General features: G+C 41.9%; 14 protein-coding genes, 1 tRNA gene and 1 pseudogene. 7 read left to right on the top strand and 9 right to left on the bottom strand.

Annotated features, from left to right (window positions below):
- Positions 1-384: 384 nt before the first annotated feature.
- A complete protein-coding gene (locus tag AC2JBO_RS11405) occupies positions 385-831 on the bottom strand; it encodes an AbrB family transcriptional regulator (protein ID WP_496953768.1) in 447 nt (148 codons plus the stop codon).
- Positions 832-1,145: 314 nt separating this feature from the next.
- Positions 1,146-1,730 carry a DUF411 domain-containing protein gene (locus AC2JBO_RS11400; RefSeq protein WP_496953767.1) on the bottom strand — a complete coding sequence of 195 codons (585 nt, stop codon included), beginning with the start codon at positions 1,728-1,730 and terminating at the stop codon, positions 1,146-1,148.
- A gap of 931 nt (positions 1,731-2,661) precedes the next feature.
- On the opposite strand from AC2JBO_RS11400, the gene AC2JBO_RS11395 reads away from it, so the two are divergent.
- From AC2JBO_RS11395 to cas6, 4 genes are all read left to right on the top strand, one after another.
- Complete coding sequence (locus AC2JBO_RS11395) at positions 2,662-3,915, top strand: serine hydrolase (protein ID WP_496953766.1); 1,254 nt, start codon at positions 2,662-2,664, stop codon at positions 3,913-3,915.
- Position 3,916: 1 nt separating this feature from the next.
- Positions 3,917-5,242 carry an APC family permease gene (locus AC2JBO_RS11390; protein ID WP_496953765.1) on the top strand — a complete coding sequence of 442 codons (1,326 nt, stop codon included), beginning with the start codon at positions 3,917-3,919 and terminating at the stop codon, positions 5,240-5,242.
- Complete coding sequence (locus AC2JBO_RS11385; RefSeq protein ID WP_496953764.1) at positions 5,239-6,453, top strand: hypothetical protein; 1,215 nt, start codon at positions 5,239-5,241, stop codon at positions 6,451-6,453. Before AC2JBO_RS11390 ends, AC2JBO_RS11385 begins: the two co-directional genes overlap by 4 nt.
- Before the next feature lie 376 nt (positions 6,454-6,829).
- Complete coding sequence (gene cas6 / locus AC2JBO_RS11380; RefSeq protein WP_496953763.1) at positions 6,830-7,894, top strand: CRISPR-associated endoribonuclease Cas6; 1,065 nt, start codon at positions 6,830-6,832, stop codon at positions 7,892-7,894.
- A 66-nt stretch (positions 7,895-7,960) separates the two neighbouring features.
- On the opposite strand, the gene lepB is transcribed toward cas6, so the two are convergent.
- From lepB to AC2JBO_RS11365, 3 genes are all read right to left on the bottom strand, one after another.
- The gene (lepB, locus tag AC2JBO_RS11375; RefSeq protein ID WP_496953762.1) at positions 7,961-9,043 is read right to left on the bottom strand and encodes a signal peptidase I; all 1,083 of its coding nucleotides are present in this window, start codon (positions 9,041-9,043) and stop codon (positions 7,961-7,963) included.
- A 246-nt stretch (positions 9,044-9,289) separates the two neighbouring features.
- Positions 9,290-9,595: a hypothetical protein gene (locus AC2JBO_RS11370; RefSeq protein WP_496953761.1), complete on the bottom strand. Its 306-nt coding sequence runs from the start codon at positions 9,593-9,595 to the stop codon at positions 9,290-9,292.
- Positions 9,592-9,765, bottom strand: coding sequence for a hypothetical protein (locus AC2JBO_RS11365; protein ID WP_496953760.1), 174 nt, complete (start codon positions 9,763-9,765; stop codon positions 9,592-9,594). Before AC2JBO_RS11365 ends, AC2JBO_RS11370 begins: the two co-directional genes overlap by 4 nt.
- Before the next feature lie 709 nt (positions 9,766-10,474).
- Between AC2JBO_RS11365 and AC2JBO_RS11360 the strand changes: the two are divergent.
- Positions 10,475-10,915 (top strand): annotated as a pseudogene (locus tag AC2JBO_RS11360) (peptidoglycan-binding domain-containing protein); the annotation flags it as partial.
- Between the two features lie 77 nt (positions 10,916-10,992).
- On the opposite strand, the gene argH reads toward AC2JBO_RS11360, so the two are convergent.
- A complete protein-coding gene (argH, locus tag AC2JBO_RS11355) occupies positions 10,993-11,952 on the bottom strand; it encodes an argininosuccinate lyase (RefSeq protein ID WP_496953759.1) in 960 nt (319 codons plus the stop codon).
- A 31-nt stretch (positions 11,953-11,983) separates the two neighbouring features.
- Between argH and AC2JBO_RS11350 the strand changes: the two genes are divergently transcribed.
- Entirely contained in the window at positions 11,984-12,535 is a 552-nt protein-coding gene (locus AC2JBO_RS11350; RefSeq protein WP_496953758.1) for a TlpA family protein disulfide reductase, read from the top strand.
- On the opposite strand, the gene AC2JBO_RS11345 is transcribed toward AC2JBO_RS11350, so the two are convergent.
- Both AC2JBO_RS11345 and AC2JBO_RS11340 read right to left on the bottom strand, forming a co-directional pair.
- Entirely contained in the window at positions 12,532-12,834 is a 303-nt protein-coding gene (locus tag AC2JBO_RS11345) for a hypothetical protein (protein ID WP_496953757.1), read from the bottom strand. The two genes, AC2JBO_RS11350 and AC2JBO_RS11345, sit on opposite strands and share 4 nt — an antisense overlap.
- 59 nt (positions 12,835-12,893) lie before the next feature.
- Entirely contained in the window at positions 12,894-13,067 is a 174-nt protein-coding gene (locus tag AC2JBO_RS11340; protein WP_496953756.1) for a DUF1328 domain-containing protein, read from the bottom strand.
- A 129-nt stretch (positions 13,068-13,196) separates the two neighbouring features.
- Between AC2JBO_RS11340 and AC2JBO_RS11335 the strand changes: the two genes are divergently transcribed.
- Positions 13,197-13,580, top strand: a complete 384-nt coding sequence (locus tag AC2JBO_RS11335; protein ID WP_496953755.1) for a hypothetical protein — start codon at positions 13,197-13,199, stop codon at positions 13,578-13,580.
- A 35-nt stretch (positions 13,581-13,615) separates the two neighbouring features.
- Here the strand turns inward: AC2JBO_RS11335 and AC2JBO_RS11330 are convergent.
- Positions 13,616-13,692: transfer RNA gene (locus tag AC2JBO_RS11330), tRNA-Met, on the bottom strand.
- Positions 13,693-13,711 lie beyond the last annotated feature (19 nt).

Below are 13,711 nucleotides of genomic sequence, written 5' to 3'. Positions count from 1 at the left end.
TAAGAATCCCCTAGCCTAAAGATAACTAAAGGCAGGGGAATGTTAAACCTATTACAACTTTTAAGACAAACTCTTATAAGAAAACACCCTGTGGAGTAATTTCCGAGATATGCTGACGTAAGCCGCAATGTGTAGAGCATATAGGTACAAGTAGGAGAAAATATGCGCGCGGACGGACTTGATTAAAGATACCGTTTCATGCTCTGTTTCGGAGGAGAGGGGAATGGTGGTAACACCTTCCTCGACTCTAATCCTAGTAGTAATCAATCTTTGCGGGTTGAGACTGGGAACCATGCCTTTGGGGTGAGTAGAACGCAGTTGAGTCTTTTTGACACAACTGAATACCACTCGCTCGACAATCGGATAACTTTAGCCAGGGGAGCGTCAAGCAGCTAATTCGTCAGAGTTTTCTTGTGCTGAAACTGGTACTAATTTAATGTGCTTTCGTCCTATATTGATGGTAAACTCATCTCCTGGTTTTAAGCCTAATTGTTTTGTATAAGCTGAACCTACCAGCAGGTTACCATTGGATTGGACTGTAATTCGGTAGCTAGCGCTGCGTCCAACATGACCATTCTCGCCCGAGCGGGTATCAAATGATATCTCTTCTGCGTCAAGTAGAGCATTGAGAAATTTCATCATGCTAACTCGCTCTATCCCGTTTTTGGTAACGCTATAGTAGCCGCAGGCTTTAGCTTTTTCTTCTTTGCTACTTGCAGGCATTTCTTTAACTTTATTAATTAATGCCTCACCTTCTAAGGGCTTTATTTCTTTAACTTTCTTAGATGGTGCCTTGGTTTCCAAGGGCTTTACTTCTTTCTTTCTTGCCATACTAGTACGGGTGCGCGTTATGAAATTAAATCTCAATTACTAAGGATATTATTTTTATTATATAAAAGCAATTGAAAAACTTATCAATTCAGACCCAACCTTTTTGTACGGTTATCCGAATTAAAGGCTGTTTCAAATACATCCAAGCTTAAATATTTTTTTTATTGCTTCAATTATAGGTTAAAATGCCTCGGAAGTAACAGGCGCCATGCTCCTACGGTCGCCACTTGAGCTAGGGCATTACGTTTGATAAGACTTAAGTCTATATCACTTTGTTAGGTTTTGGCAAATCTTTCTGACGGAGTGATATAGAGTTAAAGATAATGATTAAATACTTCAACTGTCTTTTTGTGAGCAAAAGAAAAAACGTTAAATGGGTCTTTTCGATTACCCATTTCCATCCCAGGAGTACCTACAGGCATATTAGGAACAGATAAGCCAGCAACATTTGATTTGTCTTTAAGCAAACGTTTAATGTCGTTTGCTGGAACATGCCCTTCAATAACATACCCATCAATAATTGCCGTGTGGCAAGATGTTAAGTTGTCAGGAACTTTGTACTTTTGTTTTATTGCCTCAATGTTAGATGTCGGATAGTCTTGGACAGAAAAACCCTGTGTTTTTAAATGATTAATCCATCCACCGCAACAGCTACACTCAGGACTACGATACACGTTAATATTTGGCACTTTTGCTTCTAATAATGGCTGTTTATCATGAATGTATTTAGTAGTATTTAACACAACAGATGTTTGAGAAATTGTGCTTGCATAACTCATAGGAGCAGTGCTTCCTAATATGCCTAACATTACTATTGTAGTCATTGCTATAAGTGCAAAACTTGCAATGATAGAACATAACCAGTTTTGCCACCAATAAATAAATTTTTTTTGCCTCATTGTTAAGATACCTTAAGATATTGTGTTGAAACTAATGAAAAGTACTCTTAGTTTACTACTAAAAGCATACTTTCGGGGAAAAATAAGAGTACTCCAATTAAAAAAATACTGTTTGTGCGTTGGGTATAGTAATTCATCCGTTACATCCGTTGTATCCGTTACAAACAGCTTACTAAATTTATGACAAATAGTTAAGCAATTGTATAAAAGTGCTAAATATATGCATATTCCAGACTTTGCATAAAAGTGCAATTTAATTAGCACAAAGCAATTTGGCTTTTTAACAAAATAAAGTTGAGAGTTGAAAAGTGTTCAATTATTTATTTCTAAAGAGGTATTGACAGATTTTTTTAATCATGAACATTTTTTTGTAATGGAGAAGCATCTATCTAAAGACATATTTTGTGTATATTCACACTTTGATAGTAGATTTTACTTATCAAGTTGTGTAATATCTTCTTATAGCTGAAGGTGCATAGTTGCATGTGTCATAGGATTTTAAAAATTTAGGTATGGCTCTTTTAGAAGATGATGTTCTTTTTCGGAGATGCCTAAAGTTCAGCATCCTCAATATCCTCATACTTACTTTAAATTAACCTTGTTTTATTATTTTGGTAAAATCAGCTTGCTGAAACCCTTTCAGAACTTTATTTCCAACTTCATGGCTGTAATCTGTAGTTCCCGTTAGAAAATAAAATGTAAAATTGATTTAAGCCAAAGCGTTAAAACTTAGCTTGATTATTGTTTATGAAAGTAAAAAAACAGGTTTAATTCCAATAAAATAATTAGTTACTTATACAAAATTTCATTTTAATACTCATTTTTGATTAGTCTGAAAGAGTAAGTTTTAAGAACCATTATTATTTTTAAAGTGGAGATGCAACAAAATCGTCAAAATAACAGTACTGCCCGTACTGGCAAATTTAAGAATATGCTGAACTCAATTTATCGGGTTAAGGTCAACGCTAAACTAACAATTTTAGGTATTTTAATATTCACTTTGATACCCAAAAATCTATTAGAACAACCTCGAAAAGTTGTAGTTTCGCAGTTCTTAAATCCATCTATAAATTCTTCTGCATCTCGGAGTGCGTTTTATGGTAAAGCTTCTACTTCAAAATCATTAAAATTGAAGAATATTTCTCAAGCACTCCCTTCCTGGGGGAAGTCACTACCAATTCCCTCTCGTAAATCAGAACAAGAAGATTCGGAAGTTGTCTACAACCTTAAAACAACTCCGAACTTCAACCACAGCCAAAAATTGCAAGTTATTGTCAATGATATTATTAATTTAACCACGGTAAATAACCTGCCTAAAGCACCTTTATCAATTACCTTGATTGATGCAAAAACTGGTGAAATTGCTGGATATCAGCAAGATAAGCTTAGATATCCAGCCAGCGTAGTTAAATTATTTTGGATGGTGGCTTTATATGGTCAAATAGAGAGCGGTATTTGGGAAAACGAAGATAGTTTTATTCCTTATATCACCAAAATGATTAAGGAATCGGATAATGAAGCTGCTAGTTTTATACTTGACCAATTTACAAATACACAATCGAGTTCTGAACTAAGTAGTGATAAATTTAAGATTTTAAAAAAGAAACGCCAAGCAATCAATCGTTTTTTTGAAAAAGCAAATTATCAAAATATAAATATTAGTCAAAAAGCATTTCCCATCGATTACCTTAATCTATCAGAGCCTGAAGGTAGTGAACTACAAATGCTAGGCAATCCTATTTGGGATTGGAATAAGATAACAACTAAACAAGCAGCTAGATTAATATATGAAGTTTGCTATTCGGGACAAGCCATTTCTCGACAAAGTAGTAAAAAAATGTGTAACTTCTTAAAAAGAGACTTAAATTCTAATATTTGGGAAAAATACTCATTCGCATTCAACCCAGTACAAAGCTTTTTTGGAGAGTCTTTATCTCACACAAATGTTAGCTTCTACTCAAAAGCAGGATTGGTTTCTCTTGCTAGAGGAGAAGTGGCAATGATTGCAACAGAAAATAAGGAGAAAATATATATTTTAGCTATTTTTGCTGAAGATTCTGCATACGCTAGTAATTCACAAATTTTCCCAGCTATATCTCGTCTTGTTTACGAACGAATGATAGCTAGTTCGCCAAATCGTCAATTTAATTCAATCCATAAACCAACCTCGAAAATAAAAGAGTAAAATGTCTTCAACGCAACCAAAAAACTCTCGAAGTATTAGCTTATTCACTGCTATCTGCATTGTTGTAGCCAACATGATTGGTACTGGTGTTTTTACCAGTTTAGGCTTCCAAGTAGTAGATATTAAATCTGGCTTTGCGCTTTTATTTTTGTGGCTATTAGGAGGAGTTGTAGCTTTGTGCGGGGCATTAGCTTATGGAGAATTAGGAGCATCAATGCCATACAACGGTGGTGAATACTATTATTTATCTCGTATTTATCATCCTGCAATCGGCTTTTTATCAGGATGGGTATCGGTAACGGTAGGTTTTGCTGCACCAATTGCAGCAGCTGCAATGGCATTAGCAAAATATTTGATGCAAGTATTTCCTTATCTTCATCCTACTGGAATTGCTTTATCTGTTGTTGTAGGCGTTTCCTTAGTTCATACTAATAATCTGAAATTTGGTAGCTCCTTTCAACAGATTTTTACTGTACTGAAAGTATTATTAATCGTTGTGTTGATAATTTGTGGGTTTTGTTTTGCCGAGCCTCAAAAACTGAGTTTTTTACCATCTGTAGGAGATGGTACGACAATTCTAAGTTCGACTTTTGCAGTTTCCCTAGTTTATGTTATTTATTCTTATTCAGGCTGGAATGCAGCAGTTTATTTAGCGAGTGAAGTTGAAAATCCAGAAAAGAATTTACCCCGCGCGCTGATTATAGGAACACTAACTGTTGCCGGATTATACTTGCTACTAAATTTTATCTTTTTGTACTCCACACCTATAGAAAAATTAGCAGGGCAACTTGAAGTCGGGTATATTGCTGCTAACGAAATTTTTGGTAGCAACGGTTCTAAAATAATGGGGTTACTAATTTCTATGGGACTAATTTCTTCAATTAGTTCAATGGTGTTAGCGGGGCCAAGAGTTACCCAAGTGATTGGTAATGATATCCCCCTATTTAAATTACTTGCTCGAAAAAATGCTCAGGGTATTCCTACTTATGCAATTTTTTTGCAATTAATTTTGGTAACTATATTATTAATTACTGCTACTTTTGAAGCGATTATTACATATTTAGGATTTACCCTAACCTTATCCTCATTTCTTACAGTATTAGGAGTATTTGTTGCGAGACGTAGATATCCCAATTTAGCTAGACCATATAAAACTTTAGGACATCCCATTACAACTATTATCTTTTTAGCAATTAGCTTGTGGATGTTAGTATTTATTTTCCGCGATAAACCCGTTGAGTCTTTAGCTGGACTAGCAACTTTATTTTTTGGTTTATTGGTCTACCTTGTTCAATTCAAAACTCAATCTCATAAGGAAATAAAATGAAAACCAACGTATTCTTTCCCATTAGTCTTATTGCACTATTGTGCCTTACCTCTTGTGAAGCAGCTACTACTGCAAACAAATCTAGCGATGACCAACAAACATTGTCAAAAGTATCTCCATCGCCATCAACGCAAGCACCGTTAAAATCAACTCCAAAACCAACAACATTTGACAAAAAAAAATCAGACAATTTCACAGACACAGCTAAATTTTTAGCAGGAATGCAGCTAGATAATGATAGTTCTTTAGCTCGATTAGAAAAGGGTAATAATTGGCAAAACCACAAACAATATTTTGACAATACTTGGTCAAAATTAGAAACACAACAGTTAACGAAAGTTCGGCAATGGTCACAACAAGAAATAAAGCAAGTCAGCGATACATCTCCATCTGTTTTCTATCCCTTTAGCGGTCCAGATTTTCTATATGCTTATTCATTGTTTCCCAAAGGTAAAGAGTATTTTTTGATAGGTTTAGAACCAGTAGGTCAAATATTAGATTTGACCGATGCTTCCGAGAGCAACTACAATCAGAAGCTACAGGAAGTTAGAAGTTCGCTTTATGCAATCCTACAATTTAGCTTTTTCCGCACCAACGATATGAAAGTAGACTTGCAAAAACAAGGAGTTCTACCAATTCTGTATGTGTTTCTCGCGCGTACTCAAAATCGTATCTTAGACGTGCAAAATATTAGTATAGGCAAAGATGGAAAAATCCAGAAATTCGAGAAAGGAATGATTTCCGGAGTTAAGATTGCCTTTGTACCCGAAGGAGAATCTCAACCTCGTACTTTATATTATTTCTCTGGTGACTTATCCGATGATGGTCTGAAAAAACGACCGGAGTTTAACCAATTTATTCGCGGAATCGATAAGAATATCACGTATTTAAAAGCTGCATCATATTTGATGCATAATGATAGCTTTTCAGAGATTCGGAAAAATATTTTGAATCAAAGTAAACATGTATTACAAGATGACTCTGGTATACATCTTAAAGCCTTTGATAATTCTAAATGGAATTTGAAATTTTATGGAGCTTATACTAGTCCTATTAGTTTATTCTCAGGTAGTTACCAAAAAGACCTAAAAAGAGTATATTCCACGAACACAAATATTAAGCCTTTGAATTTTGGAATTGGCTATAAATTTACAGGTAATGATTCAAATTTGATGTTAGCATCTAAAAATATTTCTGCAAGTAAACCTTAATTTAAACAAAAAACATCCAAAATTTTGTTGTAGAGTGGGCATCCTTGTCCACTCTCTAACATTTTGACTTATATTATTTGCTGAAATTTATGTTATTCCCAACCTATGAGTTCTTAGAGACAGAACTTACCGTCGGTGTAGGATTTGACGTGCGTCGTAGTCAAACTTAGTTATTAAACGATATACCATTTTCTTTCTCAATTTGTCACTGCGGTATCAAATTTAATTAAGAATTTTTCTAAATGTCGCCGCAAATCATAAGTAAAAATACTTAAGTGTGTTACTATCCCAACAAGATGTAAAATAAAGTGGATGAACAAAATTCCATAGCACCGTGCCAAGAGTAACAGCAAAACCCAAACGAACAACTCCTATTTTGTCAAAGAAAACCGAAATAGTCAGCTTGGCATTTGACCTCATTGCTTCCAAAGATGCCATACTTTACCCCCAGTACACAACAGGACTTCATGCTTGGTTTTTAGACCAAGTTCGCAGTCTTGACCCTGACTTATCAGCATATCTTCATGACGGACAATCAGAAAAAGCATTTACGATATCGCATCTTGAGGGAAATTTAATCGTTTCTGGGCAACATATACACGCAATTGCAAAACAAAGCTATCGCTGGTACGTTACTGGACTCTCTAAAGAATTGGTACAATGTTTAAACACTTGGTTAAAACAATTACCTCCAACCATCGGACTCAGACATTGCCCTTTAATAATTCAAAATTGTGAATTAGCACTCCCAGCTACAACCTATCAAGAGTTATATAATGCTGAACCAATTAACCAAACTGTAAAATTAAGTTTTGTAACACCTACAAGTTTTAGGCGCCGAGGTCATCATTTTCCGCTACCAGTACCAAGTACAGTATTTCAAAGTTATCTGCGACGATGGAATGATTTTTCAGGCATGGAATTTGATTCGATACAATTTAGCGATTGGGTTGAGAGTAATATAACCATAAACCGCCATCACATTTCATCAGAAAAAGTAGCAGCGGGCAAACGGGGGATGGTAACAGGGTTTACAGGGATGGTGGAATTTGGATTATCCGGTAAAAGGGAACCAAACCCAGAATTTGAAAAATTATACTATGCTCTATCTCGACTGGCGCCTTACTGTGGAACAGGGCACAAAACAACATTTGGATTAGGACAAACGCGATTAGGATGGGTAGAGCAAGAAACAATAGAACCCCCATCGCTCCAAAGTATATTAGCACAAAGAATAGAAGAATTAACCGAAAAATTTAGAATCCAACGCAAGCGTACAGGTGGCGAACGTGCGGATTTAATAGCAGAAAAATGGGCAACAATATTAGCACGTAGAGAATTAGGAGAAGGTTTAATCGCAATAGCCGAAGATTTAGAAATACCCTACGAAACCGTGAAAAGCTACTTAAAATTGGCGCGACGCGCAATCAAAGAAAATTGAGTCATGGTCAAAGACAATTGTTTGTTGGGTTGCGCAAAGTCTCCACCCAACAAACTCTTGATAATTTTATTTGGATAATAGTGAACTAACACGATTAGGTGGAAAAAAACGTTTATATGCTTTGCCGATAATATTTTCACGAGGTACTACACCCCAGCATCGTCCGTCATAGCTTTGTGTACGATTGTCTCCTAATGTTAAATATGAATTTGCTGGAATTACTACTGAGGAATGTAAATAAGGTGGTTGATTTTCTGAAGCACAAACATCAAGACTTGTTGTTTGACCTAAGCTCAAATACTTCTCTTCACGTAATAATTTATTATTGATGTAAACTTGCCCATTTTTTAATTGAACTTTTTCTCCGGGTTGTGCTATAATTCGACTAATAAATGCTTCTGTATATTGCTGTCTTTTCAATTCTTCTGTTGGCATAAATAATACGATATCATCAAATTGAGGCGCCTGAGAGCGATAACTAAATTTATCAACGAAGATTTTGTCTGCTTCCCACTGATTTGGAGTTCCGTGAAGCGTCGGTTCCATAGAGCCAGAGGGTATCCAACGGGCTTCTACAAAATATCCTCTCAATAATAAAGCAGAGCCAGTAGTCAATAAAGCTGATACTACAATTAGTAAAGTAACTAGAAATGCTTTTGTCTTTGACTGTTCACGTTTTATAGGTGAAAAAGTATATGCTAGATATGCAATCCAACTTACTAAAAAAGGTAATAGAAGCTGTGAAATAGCAGCAAAAACAATTATTAAAATTAAAGCAAGGATGCCAAATAACCACTTGCCAATATAAAAATGTCCAATTCCGAATAAAAGTTGTGATAAGAACATTGCAAGCCAAGGGTCTTTACCTTGTTTGCGCGTTATCTCAAAATGTTCAGTATTTTTGTGAGTAGCACTACGATATGCGTCAAACATATTCCAAAGCCAAATAATATAAGTGCTAACAAAAACTCCGGCGCCGATAACAAAATTCCCATTAGGACTAAATACAAACCAAAAACTGATTATATGAAGAGCTATATAGATAACTATAGTACTAATTCCTTTGAATCTACTACCTGAATACAATTGTCCTAATCCTGGGAAAATTTTTGATAAGTTTACAGCAAGCCAAGGTTCTTTATTTGACATAATAATACATTCTCTTCCGCATAGTATATAATTTTTCTGAATTATATACTGCAAACGGGTAAAATGTGAACTTTAAAGCAATCAGCTTAATTGAATTTCGGGCAAAGGTTTCAACGATTGTTTAGTTTTGTAACTAAAACATCAAACCTTTGCTCTACATGAATTAAATAATTTAGATGTATAGGCTTTTTGGCGTATTTTTTATAACTGTTGACGTAGGGTATCTATAAAAGTAGTAATTTCTCTTTATCCATTTTTTTCATCTACTGTTCTAAGCATTTTTAAAACCTCTTCAGCGGTGCGTAATGCTTCGCGATTTTTACCACGTTTTTGTTGTGTAGTTGCCATGATATAAAGTGTATGAGCATCTTTTCTTATACCTGGTTTTGCTGGTTGCGTTTTACCTGGTGTTGGTTTCACATTGCTACCTAAATCACCTATACGTAAAGATCTAGATGTGTCTATTTTTCTTGTGACTTCTAAAACTTGAGAATAATTTCCTTGGTCAGCATAAACGGCAATATAAATTAATGTTCCAACTATTTTGGTCAATACCAATCGCGAACTAGAAGACAAATTTTATACCAGAACAACGACCAAAATTGCTCTGATTCTGGTGATGATGACTCTGAGAGGCAATTTTCGATACTTCGGCGCAGTTTACTATCTGTTACCCATCGGGCGCCACTATCGTTATGAAAGTAAGCGAAAGTGGAAAACATTTTAGTAATTCTTGAACGACTGGGTATATTAGAATGGTACATAGACTTAAAATTTAATCTTGATTGATTGCAATTGTAATGAGATAGCAATTTTCAAGCACAGGTGTATTTAGATTTTAGCTGAAATTTTCGAGGTGCTTGCATTATATCTTGACAATAGCATTTAACATGTCATCAAGTTAGATTATTTTTATTTAACTAAAAAGCAGGTGCCAGCATATAAATATAGTTTAAGAATTATTAAATAAGTGAATAAACCAATATTACTATACCAATAGAACAAGAGCCAATACTGCGTAGGTTTTGGTTTTTATACCATAATTGATCCCCCTAGTCCCCTTAATAAGCTACGATGTACACACAAGTCTCTAAAAATTTCTTTTCTTCTCTTTCTTTGTGTTCTTTGTGTTCTTTGTGACGAGCGTGGTTCATCAAAAGAGTAAACCACATAATCCGAAGAATTTCCTGCAGGGTAGACACAAAGGGCACAAAGGGGGGTTGGGGGGATTTAGTTCTATCCCTTGTAGTATTAGTTTAGGTGCGTGAGTTGATAAAAAGTAAAAATAATCCTAACTTTTCCGTAAAACCCATAAGTATGAGTGAAGCTATTTATTGTAGAGTGCATCAGGGTAGGAGGGCGTTTCTAAGTATTTATACTCGTTTTCGTCAGTAATTCGCCAAACTTATAACCCAAAAACCAGAGAAGAATATGAACCCAATAGCTGATGAGCGCACAGCCTTAACTTCCCAGTTCAAAAATACTATTGATGCGATTTCCGTTTTGAAAAGTTGGAAAAAGCTTTCCACTATAGCTTGCGTAGGTTTATTATCTTTTGGCGCCACTTTAACACTTTTTAATACAGTAGCAAATAAAACGTTCGCCTTAGAAACAGCAACAGAAATAAATATTACAAAACAATATACAGCAACTCAAGCAGAAACAAAGCAGCGTAAAAATGACCGTCAATATCCAATCCTGCGTCGTAATAATAAAGGTCAAGAAGTTGAATATTTACAGTATCGGTTGTGGGAATGGGGCTATTTTAAACAAAAAGTAACAGGTCTTTTTGGAATTGATACTGAAAATGCTGTCAAGCGATTCCAACATGACAAAGATATTTTTCCCAGTGGAATAGTAAACGCTCAAACTTGGAACGCTATCGAGAGAGTTTCGATTACAACTCCAAACCGTTGTATAAGACCCATACTACAACCAGGTTCTGAGGGTCAAGATGTGCGACGGCCCGTCTTGGCGCGCACCAGTTCGGCGGCGTCGGGGTTGCGCTTCTGCGGCATGATGGACGAGCCGGTGGTCAGGTCGTCGGGCAGGCTGGCGAAGCCGAACATGGGCGTCATCCACACCACGATCTCTTCGGCGAAACGCGACAGGTGGCCGGCGCAGATCGAGGCGGCGGCCAGGCTCTCGAGCGCGAAGTCGCGGTCCGACACGGCGTCCAGCGAATTGCCCATCGGCCTGTCGAAGCCCAGCTCGGCTGCCGTCATCTGGCGGTCGATCGGAAACGGCGAGCCGGCCAGCGCGGCGGCGCCCAGGGGGCTTTCGTTCATGCGCGTCCGGGCGTCGGCGAAACGGCCCGCATCGCGGCCGAACATCTCGACATAGGCCATCAGATGATGGCCCAGCGTCACCGGCTGGGCGGTCTGAAGATGGGTGAAGCCGGGCATCAGGTCGCCCGCGTGCTGTTCGGCCCGGTCCAGCAGGACGGACTGCAGGGCCTGCAGCTGAGCGACCGTGCGGTCGCAGGCGTCGCGCACCCACAGGCGGAAATCGGTGGCGACCTGGTCGTTCCTGCTGCGCGCGGTGTGCAGACGGCCCGACGGCTCGCCGATCAGCTCTGAAAGGCGCGCCTCCACATTCATGTGGATGTCTTCGAACTGGTCGCGGAAGGGGAAGGTCCCGGCTTCGATTTCGGCCTGGACCTGATCCAGTCCCTTCAGGATGGCCTCGCCGTCGGCGGCGGACACAATCCCCTGCTGGATCAGCATGCGGCAGTGGGCGCGCGAGCCGGCCAGATCCTGGGCCCACAGCCGGCGGTCCACGCCGATTGAGACGTTGATGGCCTGCATGATGTCGGCCGGCCGCGACGAAAAGCGTCCGCCCCACATGTCTTGACCCGCGCTGTTCGCGGGGGCGTTAGTCGCCGCATCGGCATCAGGACGCGAATTCATGACGGAACTCTCGAGGCGGCGGGCGTTGGCGATGACCGCTGGCGGCGGCCTGGCCCTTGCCCTAGCGGCGTGCGGCGGCGGCGACAACCGTCAAGGCGGCCTGAACCGTCGCGCCTTGGGCGGGCTGGAGATCCCGGACCCCGCGCCGGCGCCTGACATCCCCTTCCTGGACGCAGACGGTCGGGAGGTCCGCATCGCCGATTTCGCCGGCAAGGTGGTGGTGCTGAACCTGTGGGCCACATGGTGCGCGCCATGCCGGCTGGAGATGCCGACGCTGGCCGCCCTGGCCCGCCACTTCGCAGACAATCCCGACGTCCAGGTCGCGCCGGTCAGCGTCGACGTCGGCGATACGGCCACGGCCCAGGCCCGCGCCTTCATCGGCGAAAACGCGCCTCTATCATATTACGCCGAGCCGAAGTTCCGCCTGCCCTTCGCCTTTGGCGCAGGCGGCAAGATGCCCCAGACGGTGCTGATCGACCGGCTGGGGCGGGTCAGGGCATTGAAGGTCGGCGAAGCCGACTGGTCGAGCGACGAAGCAAGGGGCCTCGTTCAGACTTTGCTGAACGAGGCGGCGTCGGCCTAGCGGACGCGCTGGTCCGTGGCCGGATCGATGGCGCCCTCGCGGCCCTCGGCGGCGGCCTCTGCCTGGTTCTGCTCCAAGCGGGCGGCCACGTCGCCGGCCCCGCGCTCGACGGCCTGAGCGGCCTTCATGGCGCCGGCCTCGACCACCTCGCCGGCCTTGGCGGCGGCATCCTGAGCCTGTTCGCCGGCGGCGCGCGTCTCGGCCTCTGCCTGGTTCTGCTCGGCCTCGGTGCACGCGGCGGAGGCGATCAGAAGCGCGCCCGACAGGGCGACGAGGGCGGGGCGGGCGAAACGCGTCATCGCGCAATCTCCGAAAGGAAAATGAACCTTGGCCGTAACGCCCGACCGCGCCCGGGGTTTCAGGTGACCTTCTTGGCGACGGTGAAGCCGAGGATCAGCAGGATCGCGCCGATGATCAGGCCGGCGATGAACAGGAACTGCGCGATGCTGGACGCCGCGCCGGCGATGCCGCTGAAGCCGAGCAGACCGGCGATGACGGCGATGACGGCGAAGATGATGGCCCATTTGATCATGAGGAGCGTCCTTCCAAAGGGCGGCGACGGCGCCGCGATGCAGCAGGAATGTCACCCGGCGAACCGAGGTTCCGGCCTTGCCGCGGCCGTGTTTGCGGACCACGCTTTCGTGAACTGAGGGAGACGACCATGTTTGGGACCGCCGCTTTCGCCCTGCTGACCCTGGCGCAGGTCGCGCCGCCGCCGCACGTGGCCAACAGCGCGCAAGCCCCGGCGGTGCGCCTGCATGTGGGCGACACCGGCATTCGATGCGTGCGCATGCCCTGCCCCAGTCGAGGGGTTTACGAGCCCGACGACGCGGGCGCCGCCGACCGCAATGCCCTGCTTTACGACGATGTTGACGGCCGCGCTGGTCCTCCGCCCATGAACGGCGATCCTGCGGCGTTGCGGACAATCGCCGAGGCCTGGGGCGAGTTCGGCTGCGTCGAGATCGACGGCCGCCTGATCCCCGGCGAAGACGATCGCCCCGTGCTTCGGGTGGACGAGGTCATCGGCCAATGCATGGGCCTGTAGGCCTGCCGGCGTTACCGCATTTCGATACGAGGAGGTGGTGGCTGGAGGCGGGATCGAACCGCCGACCTGTGGGTTATGAATCCACCGCTCTAACCATCTGAGCTACCCAGCCCCGGCGCTCGCGGTCGCAG

The sequence above is a fragment of the Calothrix sp. CBUCES-K 9914 genome (assembly GCF_059640475.1).
Note: the sequence above shows the minus strand (reverse complement) of the source record. Positions and strands in the feature narration are given on the sequence as shown.